Annotated in this window: 25 protein-coding genes; 11 read left to right on the top strand and 14 right to left on the bottom strand. The window is 72.3% G+C overall.

All coding sequences use genetic code 11. The annotated features are described in order from the left end of the window. Position 1 precedes the first annotated feature (1 nt). Positions 2–760 carry an IclR family transcriptional regulator gene (locus tag ACGFK0_RS29370; RefSeq protein ID WP_392910567.1) on the bottom strand — a complete coding sequence of 253 codons (759 nt, stop codon included), beginning with the start codon at positions 758–760 and terminating at the stop codon, positions 2–4. Between the two features lie 254 nt (positions 761–1,014). On the opposite strand from ACGFK0_RS29370, the gene ACGFK0_RS29375 reads away from it, so the two are divergent. Both ACGFK0_RS29375 and ACGFK0_RS29380 read left to right on the top strand, forming a co-directional pair. After that, positions 1,015–2,976, top strand: a complete 1,962-nt coding sequence (locus ACGFK0_RS29375; RefSeq protein ID WP_392910569.1) for an acyl-CoA dehydrogenase family protein — start codon at positions 1,015–1,017, stop codon at positions 2,974–2,976. A gap of 247 nt (positions 2,977–3,223) precedes the next feature. Then, entirely contained in the window at positions 3,224–4,060 is an 837-nt protein-coding gene (locus tag ACGFK0_RS29380) for a class I SAM-dependent methyltransferase (protein ID WP_392910571.1), read from the top strand. Positions 4,061–4,380: 320 nt separating this feature from the next. Here the strand turns inward: ACGFK0_RS29380 and ACGFK0_RS29385 are convergent, their stop codons facing one another. Beyond that, on the bottom strand, positions 4,381–7,362 hold the full coding sequence (locus tag ACGFK0_RS29385; protein WP_392910573.1) for an ATP-binding protein: 2,982 nt from the start codon (positions 7,360–7,362) through the stop codon (positions 4,381–4,383). Between the two features lie 147 nt (positions 7,363–7,509). Between ACGFK0_RS29385 and ACGFK0_RS29390 the strand changes: the two genes are divergently transcribed. Genes ACGFK0_RS29390 through ACGFK0_RS29400 form a run of 3 tightly spaced genes read left to right on the top strand, consistent with a single transcriptional unit; the run spans position 7,510 to position 8,542 of the window. Next, positions 7,510–7,749, top strand: a complete 240-nt coding sequence (locus ACGFK0_RS29390; protein ID WP_358455244.1) for a hypothetical protein — start codon at positions 7,510–7,512, stop codon at positions 7,747–7,749. Further along, the gene (locus ACGFK0_RS29395; RefSeq protein WP_392910576.1) at positions 7,746–8,135 is read left to right on the top strand and encodes a hypothetical protein; all 390 of its coding nucleotides are present in this window, start codon (positions 7,746–7,748) and stop codon (positions 8,133–8,135) included. Before ACGFK0_RS29390 ends, ACGFK0_RS29395 begins: the two co-directional genes overlap by 4 nt. Continuing rightward, a complete protein-coding gene (locus ACGFK0_RS29400) occupies positions 8,132–8,542 on the top strand; it encodes a hypothetical protein (RefSeq protein ID WP_392910578.1) in 411 nt (136 codons plus the stop codon). The genes ACGFK0_RS29395 and ACGFK0_RS29400 overlap by 4 nt, the downstream gene beginning before the upstream one ends. Positions 8,543–8,578: 36 nt before the next feature. Here ACGFK0_RS29400 and ACGFK0_RS29405 read toward each other — a convergent pair whose 3' ends face one another. Beyond that, a complete protein-coding gene (locus tag ACGFK0_RS29405; protein WP_392910580.1) occupies positions 8,579–10,975 on the bottom strand; it encodes an MMPL family transporter in 2,397 nt (798 codons plus the stop codon). A 71-nt stretch (positions 10,976–11,046) separates the two neighbouring features. Here ACGFK0_RS29405 and ACGFK0_RS29410 point away from each other — a divergent pair, with 71 nt between their 5' ends. Continuing rightward, positions 11,047–11,700, top strand: a complete 654-nt coding sequence (locus tag ACGFK0_RS29410) for a TetR family transcriptional regulator (protein ID WP_392910582.1) — start codon at positions 11,047–11,049, stop codon at positions 11,698–11,700. A gap of 74 nt (positions 11,701–11,774) precedes the next feature. Here the strand turns inward: ACGFK0_RS29410 and ACGFK0_RS29415 are convergent, their stop codons facing one another. The 5 genes from ACGFK0_RS29415 to ACGFK0_RS29435 all read right to left on the bottom strand — a co-directional run bounded on the left by ACGFK0_RS29415 (position 11,775) and on the right by ACGFK0_RS29435 (position 15,023). Then, entirely contained in the window at positions 11,775–12,509 is a 735-nt protein-coding gene (locus ACGFK0_RS29415) for an alanyl-tRNA editing protein (RefSeq protein WP_392910584.1), read from the bottom strand. 16 nt (positions 12,510–12,525) lie between these two features. Beyond that, positions 12,526–12,888 (bottom strand): DUF2516 family protein, encoded by a 363-nt coding sequence (locus tag ACGFK0_RS29420; RefSeq protein WP_392910586.1) that lies wholly within the window; start codon positions 12,886–12,888, stop codon positions 12,526–12,528. A gap of 191 nt (positions 12,889–13,079) precedes the next feature. Further along, positions 13,080–13,520, bottom strand: a complete 441-nt coding sequence (locus ACGFK0_RS29425; protein WP_392910588.1) for a hypothetical protein — start codon at positions 13,518–13,520, stop codon at positions 13,080–13,082. Further along, positions 13,517–13,996 carry a helix-turn-helix domain-containing protein gene (locus ACGFK0_RS29430; protein WP_392910590.1) on the bottom strand — a complete coding sequence of 160 codons (480 nt, stop codon included), beginning with the start codon at positions 13,994–13,996 and terminating at the stop codon, positions 13,517–13,519. Before ACGFK0_RS29430 ends, ACGFK0_RS29425 begins: the two co-directional genes overlap by 4 nt. A gap of 139 nt (positions 13,997–14,135) precedes the next feature. Further along, positions 14,136–15,023 carry a neutral zinc metallopeptidase gene (locus ACGFK0_RS29435; protein ID WP_392910592.1) on the bottom strand — a complete coding sequence of 296 codons (888 nt, stop codon included), beginning with the start codon at positions 15,021–15,023 and terminating at the stop codon, positions 14,136–14,138. Between the two features lie 216 nt (positions 15,024–15,239). On the opposite strand from ACGFK0_RS29435, the gene ACGFK0_RS29440 reads away from it, so the two are divergent. After that, positions 15,240–17,009, top strand: coding sequence for a DUF2207 domain-containing protein (locus tag ACGFK0_RS29440; protein ID WP_392910595.1), 1,770 nt, complete (start codon positions 15,240–15,242; stop codon positions 17,007–17,009). Positions 17,010–17,177: 168 nt separating this feature from the next. Here ACGFK0_RS29440 and ACGFK0_RS29445 read toward each other — a convergent pair whose 3' ends face one another. Further along, positions 17,178–17,573, bottom strand: coding sequence for a hypothetical protein (locus ACGFK0_RS29445; protein WP_392910597.1), 396 nt, complete (start codon positions 17,571–17,573; stop codon positions 17,178–17,180). Positions 17,574–17,669: 96 nt separating this feature from the next. Between ACGFK0_RS29445 and ACGFK0_RS29450 the strand changes: the two genes are divergently transcribed. Genes ACGFK0_RS29450 through ACGFK0_RS29460 form a run of 3 tightly spaced genes read left to right on the top strand, consistent with a single transcriptional unit; the run spans position 17,670 to position 20,060 of the window. Beyond that, positions 17,670–18,365, top strand: coding sequence for a FadR/GntR family transcriptional regulator (locus ACGFK0_RS29450; protein WP_392910599.1), 696 nt, complete (start codon positions 17,670–17,672; stop codon positions 18,363–18,365). Continuing rightward, positions 18,362–19,606, top strand: coding sequence for a CynX/NimT family MFS transporter (locus ACGFK0_RS29455; protein ID WP_392910601.1), 1,245 nt, complete (start codon positions 18,362–18,364; stop codon positions 19,604–19,606). The genes ACGFK0_RS29450 and ACGFK0_RS29455 overlap by 4 nt, the downstream gene beginning before the upstream one ends. Before the next feature lie 40 nt (positions 19,607–19,646). Continuing rightward, entirely contained in the window at positions 19,647–20,060 is a 414-nt protein-coding gene (locus ACGFK0_RS29460; RefSeq protein WP_392910603.1) for a hypothetical protein, read from the top strand. On the opposite strand, the gene ACGFK0_RS29465 is transcribed toward ACGFK0_RS29460, so the two are convergent. Together ACGFK0_RS29465 and ACGFK0_RS29470 are read right to left on the bottom strand one after the other, a co-directional pair. Further along, complete coding sequence (locus ACGFK0_RS29465) at positions 20,041–21,048, bottom strand: asparaginase (protein ID WP_392910605.1); 1,008 nt, start codon at positions 21,046–21,048, stop codon at positions 20,041–20,043. The genes ACGFK0_RS29460 and ACGFK0_RS29465 overlap by 20 nt on opposite strands. 17 nt (positions 21,049–21,065) lie before the next feature. Further along, entirely contained in the window at positions 21,066–21,893 is an 828-nt protein-coding gene (locus ACGFK0_RS29470) for a 3-keto-5-aminohexanoate cleavage protein (protein WP_392910607.1), read from the bottom strand. A gap of 20 nt (positions 21,894–21,913) precedes the next feature. Here ACGFK0_RS29470 and dtd point away from each other — a divergent pair, with 20 nt between their 5' ends. Continuing rightward, the gene (dtd, locus tag ACGFK0_RS29475) at positions 21,914–22,339 is read left to right on the top strand and encodes a D-aminoacyl-tRNA deacylase (protein WP_392910609.1); all 426 of its coding nucleotides are present in this window, start codon (positions 21,914–21,916) and stop codon (positions 22,337–22,339) included. Positions 22,340–22,345: 6 nt separating this feature from the next. Here the strand turns inward: dtd and ACGFK0_RS29480 are convergent, their stop codons facing one another. The 3 genes from ACGFK0_RS29480 to ACGFK0_RS29490 are packed head-to-tail and all read right to left on the bottom strand — an operon-like array spanning position 22,346 to position 24,734. Next, the gene (locus ACGFK0_RS29480; protein ID WP_392910611.1) at positions 22,346–22,696 is read right to left on the bottom strand and encodes a DoxX family protein; all 351 of its coding nucleotides are present in this window, start codon (positions 22,694–22,696) and stop codon (positions 22,346–22,348) included. After that, positions 22,696–23,784, bottom strand: a complete 1,089-nt coding sequence (locus ACGFK0_RS29485; protein ID WP_392910613.1) for an RNA polymerase sigma-70 factor — start codon at positions 23,782–23,784, stop codon at positions 22,696–22,698. The genes ACGFK0_RS29480 and ACGFK0_RS29485 overlap by 1 nt, the downstream gene beginning before the upstream one ends. Beyond that, positions 23,784–24,734: an NAD-dependent epimerase/dehydratase family protein gene (locus ACGFK0_RS29490; protein ID WP_392910615.1), complete on the bottom strand. Its 951-nt coding sequence runs from the start codon at positions 24,732–24,734 to the stop codon at positions 23,784–23,786. Before ACGFK0_RS29490 ends, ACGFK0_RS29485 begins: the two co-directional genes overlap by 1 nt. Positions 24,735–24,744: the final 10 nt, after the last annotated feature.

Consider the following 24,744-nt stretch of genomic DNA (forward strand, 5'->3'; position numbering starts at 1 on the left):
GTCAGGGGGTGAGGGTGATCGTGCGCTGGATGCGTGCCGCCGTCTCGCGCATGCGGTGCGCCGACCTTTCGACCTTGGGGAGCTTGCCGGGGCGGCAGGAGATGGCGAGCGCGCCGACGACGCCGCCCGTGGCGTCGGTGACCGGGACGGCGGCGCAGGCGGTGCCGAGGGAGTACTCCTCGCGGTCGTACTGCAGGCCGCTCGGGGAGTCGAGGGAGCGGAACAGCCGTCCCGGGTCGGTGATGGTGTTCGGGGTCAGGTCGACGAGCGGGTGCCGGGACAGGTAGTCGCGCCGGTGCTCCTCGTCGAACTGGCTCAGCACGCACTTGCCGATGGCGGTGGCGTGCGCGGCGTCCTCGAAGCCGACCCACACGTCCACCCGGGGTGCGCGCGGGCCGTCGGCGATGTCGATGAGGCGGATCTCGTCGTCCACGTGCATGCTGAAGTAGGTCGCGACGCCCAGCTCGTCCCGCAGCGACGACAGGGTCGGGCGGATCCGGGCGAGGAGATGCTGTGTCCTGCTGAGCCCGTGCAGGGACTCGACCCGCTCGCCCAGCACCCAGGCACCGTCGGACAGGCGCGTCGCATAGCCCTCGTGGGCGAGGGTGCGCAGCAGGTGGTAGGCGGTGGCGAGGGGGAGCCGGGCTTCGCGGGCGAGCTGCTTGGCGGGCGCGCCGCTCGGATGCGACGCGACCACCTCCATGAGTCGCAGCGCACGCTGCACGGAGGCGATGAGAGTGGGCTTGCGTGTCTCATCCATTACGTACAGCGAACCCCTCTGGCCTGGTCCGGACAATGGCCTTTGGTGACGGTTCGGTCCATTGGATCACTTCCGCGGCCGGCCCGGGGAGGGTTTCCCGGTTCGGCCACGGGAAATGGCGATCACATGCATGGGACTACTCAGAAGTACAACCGGAGAGTAACTTCGAGGCAGCGGCACGTCGCATCCGAGGACCCGAGACCAGCGGATCCGAATCGGGGACGTGGGGGGCGTCCCCGCCCGAGGGAGGACGCATGAGCCAGAGCAGCCACGCGCACGTCGACGAGCGGACCGCCCGGAAGGTCGCCGAGGAGGCGCGCGAGACGGAATGGCGGCTGCCGAGCTTCGGCAAGCAGCTCTTCCTCGGCGACTTCCGACTCGACCTGATCCACCCGCATCCGCGCCCCGCCGGGGAGGCCCGGCGCAAGGGCGAGGAGTTCCTCGCGCGGCTCACCGAATTCTGCGCCACCAAGATCGACGCGGCACTCATCGAGCGGGAGTCGCGCATCTCGGACGACGTCATCGAAGGCCTGCGCGACCTCGGCGCGCTCGGCATGAAGATCCCGGAGAAGTACGGCGGGCTCGGGCTCAGCCAGCTGTACTACGGCCGGGCCCTGATGGTCGTCGGGTCGGTCAGCCCCGCCCTCGGCGCGCTGCTGTCGGCGCACCAGTCCATCGGCGTCCCGCAGCCGGTCAAGCTGTTCGGGACGCCGGAGCAGATCGACGAATGGCTGCCGCGCTGCGCCAAGCAGGTCAGCGCGTTTCTGCTCACCGAGCCCGACGTCGGCTCCGACCCGGCCCGGCTGCGCGCCACCGCCGTCCCCGACGGCGACGACTACGTCCTCAACGGCGTCAAGCTGTGGACGACCAACGGCGTCATCGCCGACCTCGTCGTCGTCATGGCGCGCGTCCCGAAGGCGGAGGGGCGCCGAGGCGGCATCTCCGCGTTCGTCGTGGACATGTCCACGCCCGGCATCACCGTGGAGAACCGCAACGCGTTCATGGGGCTGCGCGGCATCGAGAACGGCGTCACGCGGTTCCACGACGTCCGCGTCCCGAAGGCGAACCTCATCGGCAAGGAGGGCGCCGGCCTGAAGGTCGCGCTGACCACGCTCAACACCGGGCGGCTGTCGCTGCCCGCGATCTGCGCGGCGAGCGGCAAATGGGCCGCCAGGATCGCGCGGGAATGGTCGAAGGAGCGGGTGCAGTGGGGCCGGCCCGTCGGCGAGCACGAGGCCGTGTCCCGCAAGATCGCGTTCATCGCGGCGACGGCGTACGCGATGGAGGCCATGCTCGACCTGTCCAGCCAGCTCGCCGACGACGAGCGCAACGACATCCGCATCGAGGCGGCGCTGGCCAAGCTGTGGTCGTCGGAGATGGCGTGCCGGGCCGCCGACGAACTGATCCAGGTCCGCGGCGGCCGCGGCTACGAGACGGCCGAGTCGCTCGCGGCGCGCGGCGAACGCGGGGTGCCCGCCGAGCAGGTCCTCCGCGACCTGCGCATCAACCGGATCTTCGAGGGCTCCACCGAGATCATGCATCTGCTGATCGCCCGCGAGGCGGTGGACGCGCACCTGTCGGTCGCCGGCGACATCATCGACCCGGACGCGTCCACCGGGCAGAAGGCGCGGGCGGCGGCGAAGGCGGGCGGGTTCTACGCGCGGTGGCTGCCGACGCTCGTCACCGGGGCCGGGCAGCGCCCGAAGTCCTACGCCGAGTTCGGGGCGCTGGCCAAGCACCTGCGGTACGTCGAGAGGGCGTCCCGCAAGCTGGCCCGTTCGATCTTCTACGCGGCCGGGCGCTGGCAGGGCGGCCTGGAGCAGCGGCAGGGCTTCCTCGGCCGGATGGTCGACATCGGCGCCGAGCTGTACGCGATGAGCGCGGTGTGCGTCCGCGCGCACGCCGACGCGTCGGCCGACGGCCCGCTCGGCAGCGCCGGCCGGGACGGCGAGGGCCCGGCGACGGCGCCCGGCGCGTCGGCGGTGCTGCTCGCGGACGCGTTCTGCCGGCAGTCGCGCGTCCGCGTCGACGAACTGTTCGACGGCCTGTGGCGCAACACCGACGCGACGGACGTGAAACTCGCGCGGGCCGTCCTCGCGGGCGACTTCGCCTGGGTGGAGGAAGGCGTCCTCGACCCGTCCATTCCGGGGCCGTGGATCGCGCCGTCCGAACCGGGTGCGAGCGAGCGGGAGGACGTCCACCGCACCATCGGCTGACCAGTGAGAACGCGCCGGGGCGGTGGGCCGGACGCCTGCCGCGCCCATGCCGTGCGCCGCGCTGCGCGCATGCCGTGCGGCGCGCGGTGTTCGGGCACTGCCGGGCGCCCGGCGCCCGCGGCTGGGTAGACTGGCCCGATCTTCGCGCCTGAGATCGGACCGTCCCGAGCGGATCAGGTCATCCGGTCCGGCGAACGAGAATCCGAGCGCCAACGCACAGCGCCAACGCACCCAGCGAGCGGGAAGTATGCAGTCACCTGGTCAGAAGAAGTCCATCGCAGGCACCCTCCTCAACCTTGTCGGCAGCCGGCAGAAGCGGCCCGCCGGCCCGGCCGCCGCGCCCGCCGCGGGTGACGACGCGGGCGGGGACGTCGTCCAGCCCGCCGCCGGGGAAGGGGCACTGGAGAACCATCTGGGCGGGGACGAGGCCCGCAACTACCGCAAGTACGAGTACGAGACCGTCGCCCCGCACGTCGGGCGGTCCATGCTGGAGGTCGGCTCGGGTCTCGGGCACTTCTCCGAGCAGTTCGCCGGACGCCTCGACTACCTCGTCGTCAGCGACAACGACCCGTACTGCGTCGGTGAGCTGCGCAAGCGCTACGACGGCGACGGCGACGTCGAGGTCATCGACCTGGCGCTGCCCGCCGAGATCGAGATCCGCCGCAAGGTCGACACGGTCGTGATGATGAACGTCCTGGAGCACATCAAGGACGACGTCCAGGCGCTGCGCGACCTCGCCTCCGTCACCGAGCCCGGCGGACGGATCGTCATCTGGGTGCCCGGCTACATGCAGCTGTACGGGGACTTCGACCGCAAGGTCGGGCACGTCACCCGGTACACCCCGGCGACGCTGGAGGCGTCCGTCCGCGAGGCCGGGCTCGTCCCCGAGGTGCTCAAGCCGATCAACTTCCTCGGCGGGATCGCCTGGTGGTTCGCGGTCCGCCGCGGCGGCGCCGGCTACCCCGACCCGAAGCTCGTCAAGATCTACGACCGGACGGTCGTGCCGCTCACCCGCACCATCGAACGCGTGGTCAAGCCGCCGTTCGGGCAGACGGTGTTCTGCGTCGCCCGCGTCCCCCGCTGACACGGCCGGGTCCCGGGCGGGACGCGGCCGAAGCCGTTGACGAGGCCGTGAGAACGAGGACGCCGACGGGGACGGGTCACGGAACGTGGCCCGTCCCCGTCGCTTTTTTCCTGTCCCCGGCATCGGTATGTCCTCCGGTACGCCGCGGCCCTTCGGCAGGACACTGGGCATTGGCCGGAGCGGTCACGGGCCGCCTCTCCTGGCGGAGAAGCACCGCCTGCTTCCGCGGACCGGGTGCGTGAAGGCCGGCCACGAAGTTCCCGTGTGGTCCGACGGTTCGGGGGCGGGGGTCCTGCGGAGGGGAGATCCCCGCCACCGAATCACATCACGGACGCGGCGCCCCGTCCGTTCCGGGCGGTGTCACGTCCGGCGGTGTCACGTCCGGCGGGTGCGGCGAAGAGCGCCAGGCGGTGCGCGGTCGCGGCGGCCTCGCCCCGGCTCGCCACGTCCAGCTTCCCGAGGATGTTGGAGACGTGCACGCTGGCCGTCTTCGCCGAGATGAACAGCGCCTCGGCGATGTCGCGGTTGCTGCGGCCCTCCGCGACCAGGCGCAGCACCTCGTACTCGCGCGGCGTCAGCCCGAGCGGCGCGGACGTCTCGCCGCCGCGCGGGGTGCGGGTGCGGCGCAGCAGGTCCGCGACGCGCTCGCCGAGCGGGGCGGCGCCGAGGCCGCCCGCCAGCTCCGCCGCCGTCCGCAGCCGGGACGCCGCCGCATCGTGGTCGCCGCACGCCAGCGCGGCCTCCGCAGCGTGGAACAGCGCACGCGCCCGGTAGTACGGGTTGCCTAGCGCCTCCCACGCCGCCGCGGACTCCTCCCAGGCGGCCAGGTCGAGAACGCCTCGGGCGCGGGCCAGTTCGGCGCTGAACGTGAGGCAGTGCGCCCGCTGGAGCGGGCCCTTCACGTCGAGGCCGGCGGCGCGTTCCTCGATCCGCCGCAGGTCGCCCGCGGCGGCGGGGCCGAGCTCCGCGCAGACCGACGCGCCGGTGACCAGCGCCGGCCAGGCGTAGCGGGCGTCGTCGGGCAGGCCCGCGTGGTCGAGGACGGGACGCACCGCGTCCAGGGCCTCCTCGGCGTGTCCTTCGGCGAGTGCCACGTTCGCCTCAAGCCAGAGCGTGGCGAAGTAGTCCTGCGTCTTCAGCCACTTCATCTTGAGGTTCATGATGTCGCGGGACGTGACCAGCCGCTCCTTGGCGGTGTCCAGGTCCCCGCGCGACAGCGCCATCCAGCCGGACAGGACGAGCAGCGACGTGCGGGTCGTGACCGCGGGGTCCTGCTCCATGGCGCGGTTCAGCACGGTGACGGCCTCGTCCCACCGGCCGAGCGAGACGAGCGGCTCGGCCCGGTTGATGGACAGGAACGTGCCCTGGGTGCGGGCCACGCCGTGCTCGCGGGCGAGTTCGATGCCGCGTCCGGCGACGGCGGCGGCTTCCTCGTGCCGGCCGGCGCCCTCCAGGAAATGCGTCTTGATCACGTAGTAGCGGAGCAGGACCCGGTGGTCGCCGCAGCTCTCGGCCGTCCGCCCGACCTCGGTGATTCCGGTCTCGTTCTCGTAGTCGACGTCGGCGCAGAACTGTGTGATCAGCGCCTCCGTCTCGGTGACGGGGTCGCCGAGCGCCCGCGCGACGGCCAGGGACTCGGCCGCGACCTTGCGGGCCTCACCGATGTCGGTGGTGAGGCGGACGTAGTTCCCCAGCGTGGCCAGTGCCCGCGCGCGCAGGGCGGTCGGCGGGTCGGGCGGCAGCAGCGCCACCGCGGCCCGCAGGTCCTCGACGAAGCCCGGGCGCGCCATCTGATTGCGCATGCGGCCGCGCAGCTCCAGCAGTACCGCCGCGCGGGCCGGGTCGAGCGGACCCGCCCCGGCTTCGGCTCCGGCCTCGGCTTCGCGGAGGGCCGCGGTGACGAGCTTGATGCCGCGGTCGAACTCGCCGGCCTCGTCGGCGGCGGACGCGGCCTTCTCCAGGACCGTGACGTGGTCGGCGCCGATGCGTTCCGCCGCGTCCGGAACCCGGTCCCACATTTCGAGGACGCGCGACAGCATCGTCAGGCACTCGGCGTAGGCGAGGGCCTTGCGTGCGTGGGCGGCGGCCCGCCAGGACGCGACCAGCGCCCACGTACTGTCGTGGGCCGCCTGCCAGTGGTGGCTCAGCTCGACCCAGAGCCGCCCGGGCGGGACGAGCGACGGGTCGTCCTCCAGGGCTTCGGCATAGCGCCGGTGCAGCCGCGTGTGCTCGCCCGGCAGCAGGTCGTCGTGGACGGCCTCGCGGATCAGGGCATGCCGGAACGCGTAGCCGTCGCCGTCCACGACCAGCACGTTGGCGGCGACGGCGGGGCGCAGCACCCGGGTCAGGGCGGAGTCTCCGAGCCCGGTGACGGTGGCCAGCAGCGCGTGGTCGATGCGGGTGCCGCCGCCGCTGGCGTCCCGCAGGACGTCCTGCGTCTCCTCGGGGAGCCGCTGCACCCCGGCCAGCAGCAGATCGCGCAGCGACTCGGGAAGCTCGCACGCCATCGTGCCGTCGTCGTCGAGCAGGGCCTCGATGAACAGCGGGTTGCCCTCGCTGCGGGCGGCGACCCGCTCGACGAGGCCCGGCGGGACCTGGCGGTGCTCGTCCCCGAGAATCTCGGCCACGAGCGCGGCCACGTCGGCGCGGGACAGCGGTGCGATCTCCAGCCGCCGGACGCGCTCGACCCGCTCCAGCCCGGCGAGCAGCGGACGCAGCGGATGGGTGCGGTGCAGTTCGTCCGACCGGTACGTGACGACGATCAGCACCGGCGCGACGCCGAGGTTGCGGATCAGGAAGGCCAGCAGGTCGCGGGTGGAGCGGTCGGCCCAGTGGGCGTCCTCGATGACCAGCACGACCGGGCCGCGTTCGGCGAGCCGCTCCAGCAGCGTCAGCATGACCTCGAACAGCCGTGCGCGCTCCTCACCGGAGGCGGCGTCGGACTCCGGCTCCCCGAACTCGGGCAGCAGCCGGGCGAGGCCGCCGGTGTCACCGCGCGGGACGAGCCCGGCGACGCCGTCGATGCCGATGTCGCGGACGAGCCCGCGGAGAACGGTCGTGAACGGCGCGAAGGGCAGGCCGTCGGAGCCGAGCTCAAGGCAGCCGCCGGTGAGGACGGTGGCGTGCCCACCGCCGCTCGCGCCTTCCACGGACCGGGTGAACTCGCGGATCAGGCGGGTCTTGCCGAGCCCGGCGTCACCGCCGAGCAGTACGGCCCCGGGTGCCCCGGCGAGCGCGTCCTCCAGTTCGCCCAACTCGGCCGACCGGCCGACCAGGAGGGCACTCATCACACGTGGGCTCACGTCACAAGCATGCCACCCGGATCGGACATTCCCACCTGAATTTCAGTCCGTGAGACGCCGCCGCGAGCGTCCTGCGCGTGATGATTCCGTGACCTGAACCACAGCGAATACACACTGCGGGGGTCGCGAGTGTGTATTGTGTGGCCCATGGCGAGACTCAACATCACGCTCCCCGATGAGCTTGCCGCCACGCTGCAGGGGCTCGCCGAGGAGAAGAAGATCGCCTCGGTGTCCGGGTTCCTGGCTGACGGGGCGCGGCTCAAGCTGGCCTTCCTGCGGGACGCGTCCACCATCGACGACCTGTTCGGCCCGCCGAGTCCGGACGAGCAGGCCATGGTGGACAGGCTCGTCGAACGTGGCGTCCCGGACCGCCGGGACGTCGCGTGATCACCGGTCACGTCTTCGACGCGACCGCTCTCCTGGACCTCGCCACCGGCAAGACGATCTATGTCCGCGCCCGGCTGCGCGCCTCCATCGCCCAGCACGCCACGATCGTCATCCCCGCGACGTCGCTGGCGCGTGCCTGGCAGCTCGTCCCCGACCACGGCCGCGCCGTCCTCGAACGGCTGCCGGGCATGCAGGTCGTGCACGTGGACGACCTCGACGACGTGATCGCCCAGCAGACCGGGCTGCTCGTCACCACGATCCCCACCCTCGGGATGGACGCGGCGCAGGCCGCCTGGTCCGCGCGCTGGCGGCGCTGGCCGCTGATCACCGCGGAACCCGAGGTGTACGAGAGCGTGCCGGGTGTCAGGGTCGAGCAGATACCGTGACCGACACCGAGCGTCCGGACATCGGGATGCGCGTGCTCGGATTCATCCTGCTCGGCTGCGGCGTCCTGGCCGTCGGCCGGGCCGCGACCGGCATCGGTGACTGGCGTTCGGCGGTGCTGTGGGCCGGCATGGGCGTTCCGCTGCTGCTCGGCGGGCTGCTCTCCAACGGGTGGTTCGCCGACCTGTGCGGAGCCCTCGCATGGACGCTGCCCGCCACCATCCTGTTCGCCGGAGTCGTCCTGCTCGTCGACCCCGACTACGCCACCCGCCTGGACGGCCCCAAGAACCGGATGGACGCCGGCTGGCAGTCCTACGGCCTCGGTGTGCTGTTCCTGTTCCTCGGAGCCGCCGGAGTCGCCGGGTGGGCGTTCGCCGTCAAGAGGGCCCTGACCCGCCGCCGCACCTAGCCCCGCTGCGGGCGCGGACTCGCACCGGGCGGCGGGTCAGTGGGTCAGTTCCAGTTCCAGTTGTTCGCTCGCCGGTTCCGGGGGCGGCGGCGGGGAGGACGGGACGGCGGGGCGGCCCCGGCCCGGCCACCACCAGTTGGCGTGGCCGAGCAGGCTCATCAGCGCCGGGACGAGGACGAGCCGGACGATCGTGGCGTCGACCGCGACGGCGACCGCGAGGCCGAGGGCCATCATCTTGACCATCGGGTCGGGCTGCGGGACGAAGCTGGCGAACACAAAGATCATGATGAGCGCGGCCGAGGTGATGAGCCGGGCGGTGGCCCCGATCCCGATCACGACGGACTCGTGCGGGTCGCCCGTCCGCTCGTACTCCTCCTTGATCCGCGACAGCAGGAACACCTCGTAGTCCATGGACAGCCCGAAGATCAGCGCGAACATGAACAGGGGGATGAACGACATGATCGGGATGGCCTGGTCGAGGCCGAGCAGGTTGATGCCCCAGCCCCACTGGAAGACGGCCGTGACGACGCCGAAGGAGGCGCCGATCGACAGCAGGTTCATCAGCGCCGCCTTCACCGGGACGACGATCGACCGGAAGGCGATGACGAGGAGCAGCAGCGCGACGCCCACGACCGCGACGACGACCGTCAGCATGCGGTCCCCGACCGTCTCGGCCAGGTCGATGATCGCGGGGTTCTCGCCGCCGAGGTAGATCTCCGCGTCCGGATGCGCGTCCCGCACCTCGGGGATCTCCACGCTCCGCAACCGGTGGACGAGATCGGTGGTCGTCTCGGCATGGGGCGCGTCCCGCGGTGTGACCCGCAGGATCGCGGTCGTCCCGGTCACGACGGGTTCGCCGACGAAGACGACGCCGGGCGCCTCGGACAGGGCCCGCCTCAACTCCTGCGCGACGAGGACCGCGCGCTCGTCGGGCTTCTTGCTCGTGTCGGGTGCGCCCTTGGGCCGGGACTGCTCGGTGGGCGACGGGTTCGGTGCGGGGACCGCGGGCCCGGTGAGACCGGCCAGGCCTTGCATCCCGTCGACCGTGGGCACCGCCCGTTTCGGTTTGTCGCGCTTCTCCTCCCCGGGCATCTTCGCGACGACCACGAACGGGCCGTAGTGCCCGGCGCCGAACTCCTCCGCGACGATGTCGTAGGCCTGCCGGGTCTCCATCTCCGGCGAGGCCATGCTGTCGGCCATCACACCGAACCGCAGGCTGAGCGTGGGGACGGACAGCGCCAGCAGGACGAGGGCCGCGACGATCGCGTAGGGCCAGGCATGCCGGTCGACATGCCGTCCCCACCTCATCCAGCGCTGCGAACTGCGGTCCGGGCGGACGCGGGGCAGCTTGTACCGGTCGATGCGCTCCCCCAGCGACCCCAGGATGGCGGGCAGCAGGGTCAGCGCGGCGACGACCATGATGGCGACCGCGAGGGCGGTGGTGAGCCCGATCCGCCCGACGAACGCGATCCCGGACAGGAACAGCCCGCAGATCGCGAACACGACGGTGCCGCCGGCGAAGACGACGGCGTGCCCCGAGTGGGCCATGGCGCGTCCGACCGCGGTCTCGACGTCGTCGCCCTCGGCGAGCTGCTGCCGGTAGCGGGTGACGATGAACAGCGCGTAGTCGATTCCGGCGCCGATGCCGAGCATCGCCGCGACCATCGGCGCGGTCGGCGCGATCTGGAACAGCGACGCCAGGAAATGGATCAGCGAGTACGAGACGGCCAGGGCGCAGAGCGACACCAGGATCGGGATGCCCGCCGCGAAGTACGACCCGAACGCCAGCAGCAGCACGCCCATCGCCAGGAAGATCCCGACGCCCTCCTGCGGGCCGCCCTTCGGCTGGTTGAGGATCATCGCGACGATGCCGCCGAACTTCACGTCCAGCCCGGCCATCCGCGCGGGTGCGACGGCCTGGTTCAGCTCGTCGAGGTCGGCCCCGCTGACGTCGCTCATCGTCCCGGTGAAGTTGAGCCGGACGACGACCGCGTCGTCGGACTTCAACCCGCCCATGCCCTGGACGTAGGGGTTCTCGGTGAACGCGACCCGGTCGAGCTTCGAGATGTTGTCGATCGACTCGCCGATGGTGAGCGCGGCGCGCCAGTCGCCCGGGGTGGCCTGGCGGGTCTCGTGGAAGACGACGGTCGCGGTCGGGCCGGTCATCGCCGGGAAGTCCTGGGCGAGCGTGTCGATGGCCCGCTGGGTCTCGGTGCCGGGCAGCGTGCTCTGCTGGCTGAACATGCCGCCGTGCATGAGGCCGAGGACGCCGGCGCCGAGCATCACGACGAACCACAGTTCGAAGACGGCGCGGCGCCGCCGCACGCAGAGCCGCCCGAGCGCCTCCAGGGAACGCGCGATCCTTCCCGGGTCGCCCGACCGTCCCGCCGTCCCGTCGGAGGGGCCCGTACCGCCCTCAGAAAACCGCGCCATGTTCGCAGAAAACACCCATCGCTGCAGTTTTGCAATAGATGCAACTTTGCAGTCATGGTAATGTCCATCACATGGACGGCAGTGCCGATGCGAACGGCGGTCAGGACGCCGCGCGGACGAGCCTGCGGGAGCGCAAGAAACGCCGCACCCGCCAGGCCATCGCGAACGCCGCGCTCCACCTGTTCGCCGAGCGCGGCTACGAGGAGACGACGATCGCCGAGATCGCCGCCGCGGCCGACGTGTCCCCCCGCACGTTCTTCAGCTACTTCCCGTCCAAGGAGGACGTGGTCTTCGCCGAGATCGACGAGCGTCTCGCCGAAGTGTCCGAACAACTGCGCCGCACCCCCGGCGAGACGCCCATGGAGACGATCCGGCGCAGCGTCATGGACGTCCTGGAGGCGCTCGTCTCCGAACACGGCGAGTACGGGGCCGTCCAGATCGCCCTGATCATGGAACGTCCCGGCCTGCAGGCGCGGGGGCTCCAGCGCATGATGGACACGCAGGAGCAGATCGAGGCGCTGCTGCGCGACCTGTGCCCGGGCATCGCGGAGATCGACGCCGTCGCCGCGTCCGGCGTGGCGATCGGCGGCATGCAGGCGGTCGTCGCGCACTGCCGCCGCGAAGGCTACGACCCGCTCTCGATGCGCAAGGCCCTGGACCGCGCCGTGGACATCGTCGAACACGGCCTGGTCTCGGTCGAGGCGCTGACCCGCCCGTCCCCCTGACCGCCGGGCACCGGCCGGCGGAGGCGCCCGCCGCCCGGTGCCCGGTCCGGCACCCGGCCCGCGGCCGGACCCGGCTAGTCCTCGACCCTGATGCGGAGGCGGCGGAAGCCGCGGCCCTTGTTCTCGACCTTCGCGACCGTGATCCGGCCGATCTGCTTGGTGGAGCCGACGTGGGTACCGCCGTCGGCCTGGGTGTCGAGGCCGACGATGTCGACGATGCGGACGTCCTGGACCTCCGGCGGGACGAGGTTCGTCGCCGTCCGGATGATGTCGGGGATCTCGAACGCCTCGGCGCGCGGCAGCGTCCTGATGTCGATGCGGCGGTCGGCCTGGACCTCGGCGTTGCAGGCGTCCTCGACGGCCTGCTTGAACCCGGCCGGGACCTCGCGCAGGTCGAAGTCCATGCGTGCGGCCAGCGGCTCCATGTTGCCGCCAGTGACGAGGCAGCCGTAATCGCGGAACACCACGCCGCACAGGAGGTGCAGGCCGGAGTGGGTGCGCATCAGCGCGGTGCGGCGATCGTCCTCGACGGCTCCCCGCACGACGGTGCCGACCGGCGGGACCGGGTCGTCCTCCACCGGGATCAGCACCAGGTCATCGCCCTTGCGCACCCCGGCGATCCGCGTCTGCACGCCCTGCCAGAGCAGCACCCCGTGGTCCGGCGGCTGCCCGCCGCCGCCCGGATAGAACGCCGACCGGTCGAGGACGATCCCGTCCGGGCCGGCGTCGAGGACGACGGCCTCCCATTCGCGGAGCGCCTGGTCGTCCAGTTCCAGCCGGGTCGTGCGTCCGTGAACGTCGCTGCTCATGCGCTCACTCTAGAGATCACCAGGGACCGTAGGGGCCCGATCGGGAGTCGCCGCGGCCGTTCTTCTTCTTGTACGGGGCGACCGCCGGGCGGACGTCGGCCAGGTAGACGGCGGCGGCGATGAACGCCGCGACCGGCAGGATGCCGATCAGCAGGGCGATCGGGCTGGCCCCCAGCGCGGCGGGCGCCACCGCGTAGGCGAAGCCCACGACGACCGCGACGATCAAGACGATCATCCACATCTTCTTGCGCCACTTGCCGGCCGCGGAGTACGCGCCCTCGGGGACGGTCAGCGAGTCGACCAGCGCCCACGCCTCCATCACGAACGCGATGATCAGCAGCAGCCAGAAGAAGTAGTCCAGCACATTGAAGCCCGACATCGGCGATCAGCGCTCCTGCTCGTCTCGGACGGCGACTCCACGTCGCGCACACGGGGTGTCTGACTACCCCAACCCTATGCGCGCCGTCCAGTGCGAACCGGTAGCCCGCCCTCACCGGCGAAGACGAAGCCGCCTCTGGGAAGACGAAAGAACCCGGCCGGGTGTTCCCCGGCCGGGTTCGCAACCGGCGCTCAGGCGCCGCTCTTCTTCGTGGTGGACCGCGCCTGCGCGGGCTTGCGCGGCTGCGCGGTGCGGGCCCGCGCGGCGGGCTTCGCCTCGGCCTCGGTGATCTCGGCGACGTCGACGGCCTCGCGGTGCACGACCTTCTTGCCGCGCTCGGCGAGCCCGTCGATGAACTCGAACGCCCGGGTGCCGAAATGCGTCGCGTAGGCGACGGCGGCACCGGGCAGGTCCTTGGCGTCGACGCGCTCCTGGTACCTGGTGACCTCGCCGCGGTAGCGGTCCACGGTGTCGCGGACCTGCCCGCGGTACCGGTCGACCTGCTCGCGGACCTCACCCTGGTACTTCGTCACCTGCTCGGGGACCTCGCGGATCTTCTCCACCGCGAAGTCACCGGCGCCGGCCACGGCGTACAGGGCCTTGTTCTCTCGGAGATTGCTGGCCAGCGTCATCCGACCTCTTCCCTTCCGTCTTGCTCTGGCATGGCTCGTACTTGCATGTCGTGCAGCGGCATGGCTCGTTCGGGCGCCGCGTTCTCAGGCACCGCGTCGTCATGCCCGGTGTGCTCTGCCGGGAACACGCCGGCCGCCTCGTTCTCCTTGAGGAACGAGGCGTAGATGTCGAGCAGGACCTGCTTCTGCCGCTCTGTGAGGAGCAGGTCGTCCCGGACGGCGGCCTGCACGTCCGTGTCGGCCTCGCGGTCTTCGAGGATTCCGGCCTGCACGTACAGCACCTCGGCGGAGATCCGCAGCCCCTTCGCGATCTGCTGCAGTATCTCCGCGCTCGGCTTGCGCAGCCCACGCTCGATCTGGCTCAGGTACGGGTTGGATATCCCGGACACGTCCGCGAGCTGACGCAGCGAGATCTTCGCCCGCGTCCGCTGCTCACGGATGTACTCCCCGATGGAGCCGACCTTCGAACTTGCCATGTCTCCACCTTGCGTCATGGTGCTTGCAATTGCAAGCACGGTAGCTAGCACTCGCCCGTGAGTCCGCTCACACGCGTCCGCCGGGCGCCGGGCGGAGACGCGCGGGCATGCGGAGACGTTGCCGGTCCGGGACCGCGGGTCAGCTGACCTTGGAGGACGGGACCGTCCAGGTGTTGCAGACGGCCAGGCGGCTTCCCTCGAAGCCGGTGATGACCCACCCCGCGTAGTGCCGTCCCGAGCCGTGGTCGCGCTTCTCGGGCGGCAGCCGCTCGTCGCCGCGGCCCCGGACGTCCCGGATCATCGCGTTGACCTGCTCCTGCGTCATCGGGAGCGTGACCCGCTCGGTGCCGAGGAACGCGCCGGCGAAGCACTGCGCCTGCAACTCGATGCGCCGGCTCGCCTCGTTGCGCTCGCCGATGTCGCCGGTGTCCATCAGCCGGTCCCCGTAGAGCAGGATCCCGGCGCGGTCCTGGACGTGGTGGCCGTACTCGTGCGCGATCACCCGCGCGAACACCGAGTAGTGGGACAGCGGCTCGCCGCCCGAGGTCTGCACGACGTGCCGGACCCCCACGTACATCGTGTTGTTGGCCGGGCAGTAGAACGCGGACGCCCCCGGCGCCGGGTAGGTGCCGCACGGGCTGCGTCCCGGCTCCGACCAGTACACGCGGTCGGGGGTGTCGAACGGGATCCCGGCCTTGCCGAACTGCTTGGACCACGAGACGTCCAGGCAGTCGCTCAGCACGTTCATGAAGCGGCGCATGGACGTGTCGCTCGGCTGGATGCCCGGCACCCGGCAGCTCACCGGCGTCAGCGCGCCCGTCATGTAGAGCTTGCTGTCCTCGGCCTTCTCGCGCGCGGTCGTCGGCGTGCCGCCGCCGCCGGACGCGGCGGGCGGACGGGTGCCGGCGACACCGTCGGGCCCGCTGAGCACCGCCAGCCCGAGGATCGCGAGGACGGCCAGGGACGTGAGAGCACCGAAGATGCCCGCGATCGTCCCGCCGGCACTGCGCCGCGGCGGCGGACGCATCGGCACATACCTGTACTGATGCGGCGGACCAGGCTGTCGGCCGGGCGGGCCGTAGGGCGGCGGCCCGTACGCGGGCGGGCCATATCCGGGCACGCCTGAGGGACCGTATCCGGGACGGCCGTACGGCGGCGCCGGCGGCCGCTGCGGAGGCGGCGGAGGGTACTGACCAGCCATAGCAGGAAATCATCGCACGCATTGGCGATACCATTTGCCGCCATGTCTGCTCTTGTGGGGTTGTTCCGGATGCGGTCGGTCGTCGTCGTGTTGTCGGCCCTGTCGCTTCTGCCGGTGTTGACCTGCACATCCGCGGCCGCGTCGGAGGTCGCGCAGGCGCCGGCGGCCGTGCGGGAGCGGGCCGCGCAGGAGCGGGTGCTGAAGGACCAGGCCGTCCTCACCGCGGGGCAGGGCGGCGTGATCCGGGTGAAGGAGACGATCGTCTACCGGTTCGCCGGCCACCGGGGCTTCGAGCGGACGTTCCCGACGCGGAGCCACGAAAGCCTGACCGAGGACCGCGTCCACACGCTGTCGAACCTGCGGGCGAGCAGCCCCGACGGCGGCCCTGCGACGGTCACCTCGTCCGTCGAGGACACCCGGACGACCGTCACGGTGACCGGCGGCAAGGAGCTGACCGGCGACCACACGGTCGTCCTGGAGTACGAGGTTCGCGGCGCGATCACGCGGATGGGGCAGGCGGAGGAGCTGCGCTGGCCGGTCATCGGCGGCTGGCAGGTCCCGGTGGACGACGCGCGCGCGACCGTGGACGCCGGCGCGCCGATCCGCAGCGTCAACTGCTTCACCGGGCCGATCGGCAGCACCATCGGCTGCACGCAGTACTACATGAACCACACGCACACGCAGGGCGTCTACGCGCAGAAGGGCATGCTGCCGGGCGAGTACCTCACGGTCGTCGCGGGCCTCCCGGCGGGCACGACCGGCGGGCAGGCCATCTACGAGCGGCGCCACACGGTCGCGACGGCGTTCTCCGTCAACGCCGTCACCGGCGCCGCGCTGGTGGGGCTGCTGGTGCTGCTCGGCGGCGGCCTCGCGGCCCTGTACCTGCTGCGGGGACGCGACGCCCGGGTCGTGGGCAGGAAGGCCGCCGAGGGCGACCACGCGCCCGTCTCCGGGACGGAGTTCGAGCCGCCGGACGGAGTGCGCCCCGGGCAGATCGGCACGCTGATCGACGAGCAGGCCGACGTGATCGACGTGACCGCGACGATCGTCGACCTCGCGGTCCGCGGCTACCTGCTGATCGAGGAGGAGGACCGGGCCCTGACCGGCCGCCTCGACTGGACGCTGCGCCGGCTGGACCGTCCCGTCGTCGACCTGCTGCCCTACGAGCGGATCCTGCTGGACGCGCTGCTGACCGCCCCGGACGGCACCGGACGCGACGCGGTCAGGCTGTCGGAACTCGGCGGGACGTTCGCCACGAAACTCGCCCAGGTGCGGTCCGCGATGTACGACGACGTGGTAAAGCAGGGCTGGTTCGCGCGCCGCCCCGACACCGTCCGGTCCCGGTGGACGGTCGGGGGGATCCTCGTCACCGTCCTCGGCGTCGCCGGTACCGTCGCGCTGGCGCTCACCACCGAATGGGCCCTCGCCGGGCTCGCGCTGATCATCGCGGGTGCGGCGCTGGCGTACGGCGGCCAGTACATGCCCGCCAAGACGGCGCGGGGCGCGACCGTCCTCGCGCACACCATCGGCTTCCGCGCGTTCCTGGAGCGCGGCGCCGTCCCGGACGGCGACGAGGCGGCGGCCCGGCAGCGGATCGCGCTGTTCTCGCGGTTCCTGCCGTACGCGGTCGTGTTCGACACCGTCCCGAAGTGGGCCGAGACGGTGAAGGACGCGGGTGAGCGGGCCGAGGGCGCGGACAACCTCTACTGGTACGAGGGCCCGGCCGAATGGGACCTGTCGAAGTTCGCCGAGTCGATGCGCACGTTCACCCTCGCCACCTCGGGTTCGATCTCCCAGTCGCGCGGCATCTGACGGGCCGCGCCCGGCGGGGCCCGTCTGACGGCCCGGCATGGGCGGACCCGCGGTGACCGCCGGGAGGGGTCTCGGCGATCACCGCGGGCTCGGACGACGCCCGCCGGGTGGGGTGCGGGGCATCGGTGCCGGCTCCGGCGGGCGTCGCGTTCCGGTGCTTCGCGGGGGTCATCGATGTCCGCGCAGGCGCCTCTTGCCCGGTGCGCGCCTCCTCCCCTTCTCGTGTTTCCTGCCGCGACCGCTGCGCGCGGCGGCCTGCGACTCGCCCTCGCGGGCTTCCCGGGCCTCGCGTTCACGTTCGTCCTCGATGTGCCGCATGACCTGCCGGTGGGTCACCGACGGGGCCGGGTCGCGGCGCGTGCGCTGGGACGGGCTGCCCAGGATGACGCCGCCCTGGACGGGCCCACGATGCGGCAGGCCGGTGCCTCCGCCCCGGGGACGCCGCGGTTTGCGGGAGGTCATCAGCGTCATCGTGATCCAGGCGGCGAGCGCGAAGAAGAGGGCGATCGGGCCGACGATGAAGAAGGCGGTGTCGCCCAGGTTGTCGGGGGCGCTGGCGAGCATGGTGACACCTCCTCGACGTCGCCTTTACCCGACGTCAGGGGCTTAACCGTCCGGTTGCGCCGTAAGATGTCTGACGTCTTACTCAAGGGGGTTTCGGTGGGTTTGAGTCCCGTGGCCGGAGGGTCGACCGTCGACGCCGTGCTCGACCAGCTCCAGGCGCAGGTCAGCGACGGCTCCTGGCCGGTCGGCGAACGCATCCCGGCCGAGCACGACCTGGCCGCGCAGCTCGGCGTGAGCCGTCCCGCCGTCCGCGAGGCGATCCGGGCGCTGACGCACGTCGGGGTGCTGGAGGTGCGGCGCGGGGACGGGACGTACGTCCGCAGCTCCACCGACCCGCGTCCGCTGCTGCGGCGGGTGGCCCGCGCGTCCATCCGGGACTTCTTCGAGGTGCAGCTCGCCTACGACGTCCAGGCGGCGCGCCTCGCCGCACGGCGCCGCACCGAGGCCGACCTCGCGCGGCTGGAGGACCTCCTGCGCGCCCGCGACGAGGCCACCGAGGCGGACGCGTTCGGCGCCGCCGACGCGGCCTTCCACCTGGGCGTCGCGGAGGCGTCCCGCAACCCCGTGCTGATCGAGGCGATGCGCTTCTTCATCGACCGGCTGCGCGAGTCGATCCGCGACATCAGGCTCGACCGCGAGGTCCCCGAGGCCGGTCCCGCGGCCCACCGCGCCGTCCTGGACGCGATCGCGGCGGGCGACCCGGGCGGCGCGGCGTGGGCGGCCGCCGCGGTCGTCGAGCCGACCCTCGCCGTCCTGGAGACCCTCGCCGCGCGTGACGGGGTGGATCGGTGACGGGGCGGCGGGCCGGGCTCGCCGGTTCGCTGCTGATGATCGTCCTGGTGGCGGTCAACCTGCGGCCGGCGATCGCGGCGATCGGGCCGGTGCTGACCGAGATCAGCGGCGAGTTCCGGCTGTCGGGGGCGGCGGCGGGCGCGCTGACGACGCTGCCGCTGGTGTTCTTCGGCTCCTACGGGCTGATCGCGGCGTTCCTGCGCCGTGCCCCGCGCGGCGAGACGCTCCTGGTCAGCGCGATGGCGCTGCTCGTCGCGGGGATGCTGCTGCGTCTGCTGGACGCGCCGTTCCCGCTGTTCGCCGGATCGCTGGTCGCCGGTATCGCGATCAGCATCGGCAACATCGCGATGCCCGGGATCATCAAGCGGGACCATCCGTCCAGGATCACCACGGTGACGGCCGTCTACACCGTCGCCGTGACGGCCGGCGCGTCGATCTCGTCCGGGCTCGTCGTGCCGGTGGAGCACATCTTCGACTCCACGTGGCGGCTGCCGCTGGGCCTGCTGGTGGTCCCGGCGGCGCTCGCCGGGCTGCTGTGGGTGCCGAGGGCGCGCCGGGCGGCGCACGCGGCGCGGTCGGCGCCGCCCGCCGCCGCCCCGCGCGGAGTGGCGGCGCAGGTGTGGCGGTCCGGCCTGGCCTGGCACGTCACGGTGTTCATGGGCCTGCAGTCGCTGCTGGCGTACGTCGTTCTCGGCTGGCTCCCCACGATCTGCCAGGACCGCGGGATGGACGAGGCGCCCGCCGGATACGTGCTGGCCCTGTCGGCGGCGATACAGGCGGTGGGGTCGCTGACCGTCCCGGTGCTCGCCAGGCGGACACGTGACCAGCGTCCCCTGGTCCTCACGACGGCGACGCTGGGCGCCGTGGGGTTCATCGGCGTCACCTGGGCACCGATCGAGTCGGTGTGGGTCTGGGCGGTCGTGCTCGGGCTCGGGCAGGGCATCGGGTTCGCCACGGCGCTGTCGTTCATCGGACTGCGCGCCCACAACGCGCACGTCGCGGCGCAACTGTCCGGGATGGCGCAGGGCATCGGCTACCTCATCGCGGCGCTCGGCCCGCTCGCCGTCGGAGCGCTGAACGACGCCACCGGCGGGTGGAGCGTTCCAGTGGCCGGTGTGCTGGTCGTCTGCGCCGTCATGACGGTGCCCGGCCTGGCGGCGGGACGCAACCGCTCGGTGGGAGCGCCCGCCGAACCCCCTGGAGCGGTTAACTCGGCAAATAGCGGACACATCCCCAAGTGACCCGTGCGAGGCCGATACACCGCGCTGGAGGTGGACCGAAATGCTCGCCACGATCCTGGCTGAACCGACCCTGGCCGAAACGGCTCCGACCGGCCACTGGATGTGGGCATGGATCATCCCGGTGGTGGCCGTGGCGGCGCTGGTCGCCCGGCTCTTCATGACGGTCTCGGCGTCGTCCCGGAAGATCCACCCGGATCGCAGAAACGACCAGGACAACCACCGCGGCATGGAGCAGGGCGGCCTGTACACCTACCGGCCCGGCATGTTCTCCCACAGCTACCCGCCGGCGAAGGAGTCGCAGGCCGAGGAGTTCCGGCGCGACAACCCGCAGCCCGGACGGGAACCGAGGAACCCGTGGCCGGACGGCGTCCTGTACGAGCAGACCGTCTTCAAGGAAGAGTTCGAGGAGCTCAAGCCGAGCGGATCGACGGCCGTCAACCCCCCGCGGCGGTGAAGGCGCCGGGGGTCGGGCGGATGGCGCCCACGACGGCGTCACCGCCGCGAACCTCGACCACCGACAACTCGTCCAGCGCCGCCCCGTCGACGCCGCCGTCCGTTCCACCGCCGCCGTCACCGCCTTCCTGAACGCCCAGGGCGCGCAGCAGCGCGACCGTGACGGGCGTCCGGGCCCGCATCGCCCCGTCGTCGATCTTGACGGCGCCGGCCCGTCCGTCGGCGAGCGCGAACGCGTCCACGCCCTCCGCGCCGCACTTGACCAGCAGGCCGGGGACGGCGTCCATGAGCCGCCGCTCCTCGCGCCGCGTACCGGACGTCCACTGCGGGTGCGTGCGCATCGCGTCGGCCACGCGCCGTTCGGGCGTGCCCGGCGCGGCCACGACGAGCCCGCGGAACGCCCGTGCGACCCCTTCCGTGGAAACGGCGAACAGCGGTGCGCCGCAGCCGTCGACCCCGACCGCCGTGACCGGCTCCCCCGCGAGTTCCCCGACCGTCTCCCGGACGGCGAGCTGCAGCGGATGATCGGCGTCCAGGTACGACTCCACCGGCCAGCCGACGGTGACGCAGGTGGCGAGCATCGCGGCGTGCTTGCCCGAGCAGTTCATGCGCAGCCGCGACGCCCCGCCGCCGGACCGCGCGACGTCCTGCTGCGTCGCCGGGTCGAGCGGCCAGCTCTCGGGGCAGCGCAGGTCGGCGGAGCCCAGCCCGGCCCCGGCGAGGATCTTCTCCACCCCTTCGAGGTGGAAGTCCTCGCCCGAGTGGCTGCCGGCGGCGAGCGCGAGGAGCTCCCCGTCCAGGTCGAGCCCGGATCGCAGCATCGCGACCGCCTGCATCGGCTTGTTCGCCGAGCGCGGGAAGACCGGCACACCGGGGTCGCCGGCCCGGACGGCGACCGCCCCGCCGGCGGTGAGCCCGACCGCCGCGCCGCGATGCCGGGACTCCACGAACCCCGACCGTTGCACCTCGACCAGCACAGGATTGATCATGCCTGCGTCTTCCCCGGTCAACGGGGCTTGATGCCTAGCAGCGCGCGGGCGTCCGCGGACGTCATCGGGGGGCGCTGCGCCAGCTCGGCGGCCCGCGCGGCCCGTTCCACGAGCTGGACGTTCGCCGTCACCGGCCGCCCCTTCGCGAACGTGACCGTGTCCTCCATGCCGACCCGCAGGTGCCCGCCCGCCGACAGCGCGGCGAACAGCACCGGCAGGGACGTCCGGCCGATGCCGGTCGCCGACCACGTCGCCCCGTCCGGGAGGGCCTCGACGGCCGCGACGAGCGTCCGCGCGTCCCCCGGCATGCCGCCGGGCACTCCCATGACGAGGTCGCAGTGGACGTGCCCGCCGTAAGGGAGCCCGTGCTCGTCCAGCAGCCGGCGCAGCGCCGCGACCTGGCCGAGGTCGAACAACTCGAACTCCGGGACGACCTCCATCGCCTGTGTGCGCTCGTAGAGCTCCACCATGAACGGCCACGGATTCATGAACACGTCGTCGCCGAAGTTGACCGTCCCGCAGGTCAGCGAGCACATGTCGGGCTCGGCGTCCAGGACGCGCAGCCTGTCCTCGTAAGGGTCGGTGACGGCGCCGCCCGTGGACAGCTGGACGATCAGTCCCGTGCTCTCCCGCAGCGCCCGCACGGTGTCCCGCAGCCGGGACGGGTCGAGCGTGGGCCGCGCGTCGTCGTCGCGGATGTGCACGTGGATCACGGCCGCGCCGGCGGCCTCGCACTCCTTGGCCGTCTGAACCAGTTCCTCAAGGGTGACGGGCAGGGCCGGAACGTCCGCCTTGGCGGACTCCGCGCCGGTGGGCGCCACCGTGATGAGCGTCGTTGCTCCCATAGGCGGCAGAATGCATGGTCATGCGTGCCGTAGTCCAGAGGGTGAGCCAGGCCAGCGTGTCCGTGGACGGACGCGTCGTGGGCGCGATCGACGGGCCGGGCCTGATGGTCCTCGTCGGCGTGACCCATGACGACGACCCCGGAAAGGCCCGCAGGCTGGCCTCGAAGCTGTGGGGGCTGCGGATCCTGCAGGACGAGAAGTCATGCTCCGACGTGAACGCGCCGCTCCTCGTGGTGAGCCAATTCACCCTCTACGGCGACGCGCGGAAGGGCCGCCGCCCGACCTGGACGGCCGCCGCCCCCGGCCCCGTCGCGGAACCGCTGGTCGACGCGGTCGTCCACGAACTGAGGACCCTCGGCGCCAAGGTCGAGACCGGCGAGTTCGGCGCCAACATGAAGGTCTCCCTCGTCAACGACGGCCCCATCACCCTGATCGTGGACGTCTGACGCCCGTCAGGCGGACAGCGCGCGCAGCACGAGACAGGCCACCGCCAGCAGCAGCATCAGCGCCGGGGTGCCCGCGTGCCGCAGATCGTGATGGCGGGCGTGCGCGACCAGCGCCAGGACGAAGTAGGCGCCGAGACATGCGGCCGCCGCGATGCCGATCGGGGGCCATACGAGCCCGGCCGACAGCCCGGCGGCGCCCGCCACCAGAACGCCCGCCATGGCGGGCAGCCGACGCGCGGGGACGCCCACTCGCGCGTAGGAGGCGACGACGTCCGGCTTCCCGGTCAGCTTCATCGCCGCGGAGAACACCAGCAGGGCGGCGAGAAGCGCGGCCACCGGCAGGAGTGCGAGGAACACTAGCTTCCCGCCTCTCGTCCGGCCGACGGCCGCGCCAGCGCCCAGATGTCGGCGACGGGGCCGAGGTGGCGCAGCTTGTCGGGATTGGTGATCGACCGGACGACCTCGATCCGGTCGCCGGGCACCTCCAGGGACCAGATGTTCACCACCCGGTCCCCGGCGTCGCGGATGACGGCGCCCGGCTGCCGGTTGATCTCGCGGGGTTCGAGGCGCAGCCCGAGCCGCGCGATCCGCCGTCCCAGTCCGGCGATCATGCGGGACACGTCGCCGGCCCCGACGATCGGCCGGGCCCACTGGGGCGCCTTGCCGCCGCCGTCGCCGTGCAGCCGCACGTCGGCGGCCAGCAGGCCGGCCAGCCCGGCGACGTCGCCGCGGGTGACCGCGTCGAAGAACCTCGACGCCAGGGCGGCGCGCTGGTCATGCGACGGCTCGAAGCGGGGCGTGGCCGCGGCCATGTGCCCCCGTGCCCGCCGGGCGATCTGCCGGCAGTTCGCCGCCGTCGTGCCCACCACACCGGCGATCTCGTCGAACGGGTAGCCGAACACCTCGTGGAGGATGAAGACGGCGCGCTGCACCGGGCCGAGTCTTTCCAGGACCAGCAGCGCGGCCATCGACAGCGTGTCGGCATAGTCGACGGCGTCCGCGGGGTCCGCCACGTACCAGCCCGGGACGTCGGTGAGGAGCGGCTCGGGCAGCCACTCGCCGACATAGACCTCGCGGCGCGCCCGCGCCGACCGCAGTTCGTCGATCGCCAGCCTGGTGACCACCGCGGACAGGTACGCCTTGGCGGACTTCGGGCGGACGCCGCGTTCCAGAGCCGCGTGGTAGCGCAACCAGGCCTCCTGCACGACGTCCTCGGCGTCGCCGACACTGCCGAGGAGCCGGTAGGCGATCGAGCGGAGCAGCGGTCTGAGCTCCTCGAACCCTTCCGGTTCCGCGGCGCCCGCCGTGCCGGGCACGATGCCGTCCCTCGCCACGTCCGCCGCGTTCCCGGCCGCCGCGTTCCTGTCGGCCGCGTTCCTGTCGGCCGCGTTCCTGTCGGCCGCGTTCCTGTCGGCCGCGTTCCTTTCGGCCACGTCCGAGCGCATCAGCGGGCCGCCCTCTCCGCGGACTCGGTGAGGGCCTCACGGAAGCCCACCCGCCAGCTCGACCAGCGCGGCCGCCACCCCAGCTCCCGCTGGGCGCGCGCGTTCGACGAGCCCCGCGCCGTCGTCATCATGTTCACGGCGACCTCGCCGGCGGCCGCCCGCCCGAGCCACCGCGGCAGCCGCAGCGGCGGCTTGGCCCCGAGGCAGCCGGCCATGTGCGGGAGCCACTCCGAGACCCTCGCCGGCTCGTCGTCGACGATGTTGAAGAGCCCTCCGGCGCCCTGCTCGATGGCGGCCAGCGTGGCCGTGGCCGCGTCGTCGACATGCACCCAGGACGTCATGCCGGCGCCGTCCCCGACGATGGGGAACCGGCGCTTCCGCACCATGTCGACCATGGCGTCGGAGGCACCCGGCCCGTAGAGGGCGCCGTAGCGGAGGACGGTTCCGGCCATCGGGGCCCGGCACACCGCGTCCTCGAGGTACTGGATCGCTTCGAGGCTCTTGCGCTGCGCCGCCGCCGGGTCCGCGTCCAGGGGATCGTCCTCCGTCTTGATCCATTCGCCGGTACGGGCGTTGGGCCAGCCGGTGTAGCTCTGCGCCACCACCTGGCCCACTCCGACGGCCTGCGCCGCGGTGAGCAGGTGGTCGGTGCCCTCCGTCCGGAGCCGGTTGGTGAGGTCGAACCAGCGGTCGAAGTGCTTGAGGTCCTGCTTCCCGGCGAGCGCCGTCATCTGGTGGACGATCACGTCCGGTGCCGCGGCCGCCACCGCCTCCCCGACGGCGGCGGCGTCAAGGCCGTCGAGGACGACCGGACGCGCGCCCAGCGCCTTCAGCGCGGGCGCCTTGGTCTCGCTGGTCGTGGTGGCGGTGACCCGGTGTTCGTGCGCCGCCAGCAGCGCGGTCAGCCGGTGACCGATCACACCCGAAGCGCCTGCGATGAGCACGTGCATGGTCACACCT

The organism is Spirillospora sp. NPDC048823 (assembly GCF_043198445.1).
GTDB lineage: Bacteria > Actinomycetota > Actinomycetes > Streptosporangiales > Streptosporangiaceae > Spirillospora.